The sequence below is a fragment of the Paenibacillus sp. D9 genome, assembly GCF_001188365.1.
GTDB lineage: Bacteria > Bacillota > Bacilli > Paenibacillales > Paenibacillaceae > Paenibacillus_O > Paenibacillus_O humicus.
The window spans coordinates 1-1,067 of sequence record NZ_JZEJ01000006.1 but is presented as its reverse complement, the minus strand read 5'-3'; the positions used below and the strand labels follow the sequence as shown (position 1 = coordinate 1,067).

At 52.9% G+C, this 1,067-nt stretch carries 1 protein-coding gene; it reads right to left on the bottom strand.

All coding sequences use genetic code 11. The features are described from left to right. Window positions 1-1,058, bottom strand: a 1,058-nt coding sequence (locus VE23_RS25365; protein WP_232317091.1) for a VirD4-like conjugal transfer protein, CD1115 family, incomplete at its 3' end; no start/stop codon positions are given. Window positions 1,059-1,067 lie beyond the last annotated feature (9 nt).

Sequence of the window (1,067 nt, the reverse complement as noted above, 5' to 3'; positions counted from 1 at the left end):
TCCGTGCCGCCATGCTGATAGGGAAGACCGTTACCATCCGTCGTGAGCGAGACATGAGGATGCCTGAGCAAATCATATTTGTCGTCCTGGACTGGATGTTCGCCACGGATAAAGAGCAGGCAAAAGCGGTTATCCAGCAACCTCACCTCGTCTGGTGTGAGCAATTCGCGGCCTGATTGCTGGTAGTTGATCGAGTAGCTGCCGTTTCTCCCCTTACTCTGGCCGTAGGTATTGGTATCAATCGTTTCCTTGCCAAGCAGCTCCGAGACGTATTTGTGGGTAGACTGTTCGTTGCCGCCCAAGTACAAAAATTCGTCGCAGTTGCCCACAATCGATTCCCACGCATCCTTGTACAGCGCCTTGAGTTGCGCTAAATTTTGCAAAATGATAGAAACGGAAATTTCCCGGCTGCGCATCGTGGAGAGCAGCTTGTCAAATTCGTCGGGAAGCGCTACATTGGCGAACTCGTCCATGACAAAGTGAACATGAACCGGCAGGCGTCCGCCATGCCGATAGTCCGCCTCGTACATCAAGCATTGAAAAAGCTGCGTGTAGAGCATGCCGACAATGAAGTTGAAGCTGCTGTCGTTATCGGGAATGACGGCAAACATCGCCGTCTTCTTCTCCCCCATAACGGGCAATTCCATTTCGTCGACCATGCTCATCCCCGCAATCGTATGCAAATTGAACTTCTCCAATCGAACGCCGAGGCCAATTAAAATGGACTTGGCCGTCTTGCCCGCCGCCAGCTTGAAAATGTTGTACTGCTTGACGGCAAGGTGTTCCGGATCGCGCATTGCCAGCCGCTCGAATAGTTCATCGAGCGGGCTTTGGTACGTTTCGTCCTCCTCCCGCACCTCCGCAGCCGCGATCATTTCCATGACCATTGGGAAGTTTTGCTCCTCGGGCGGTGCTTCATATAGGAGGTATAGCACGAGCGCTTCCAGCAAGGCGGTCTCGGATCGCTCCCAAAAGGGATCGTTGGTATTGCTGCCCTTCGGTGTCGTATTGCGGATCAGATTGGTGACCAGCTTGAGAACATCCTTGTCGTCTTGCAAATAGGCGAA